This is a genomic window from Bacillus sp. X1(2014) (assembly GCF_007678255.1).
This window is the reverse complement of sequence record NZ_VEED01000074.1, coordinates 1-290: the sequence shown is the minus strand read 5'-3', so window position 1 is coordinate 290 and position 290 is coordinate 1. Positions and strand designations below refer to the sequence as shown.

Here is a 290-nt window from a genome sequence, read left to right as displayed (position 1 = left end):
CCAGCGTTCGTCCTGAGCCAGGATCAAACTCTCCAAGAAAGTTGATTAGCTCATTTGTTACGTTGGCTTAGTTTCATTTTTGAAACTAAAATTTATTGTTTGTTACACGTCTTGTTTGTTTAGTTTTCAAAGAACAATGTCTTTGTCGCTTGTGCGACTTTTCAATATTAACAGAGTGTTAATGCTGTGTCAATATCTTAATTGATTTTTTTGGTGGAGTCTAGGGGGATCGAACCCCTGACCTCCTGCGTGCAAAGCAGGCGCTCTCCCAGCTGAGCTAAGACCCCGTA

1 tRNA gene is annotated in these 290 nt (G+C 41.4%); it reads right to left on the bottom strand.

Annotated features, from left to right (window positions below):
- Window positions 1–211 precede the first annotated feature (211 nt).
- A tRNA-Ala gene (locus FS608_RS29830) sits at window positions 212–287 on the bottom strand.
- Window positions 288–290 lie beyond the last annotated feature (3 nt).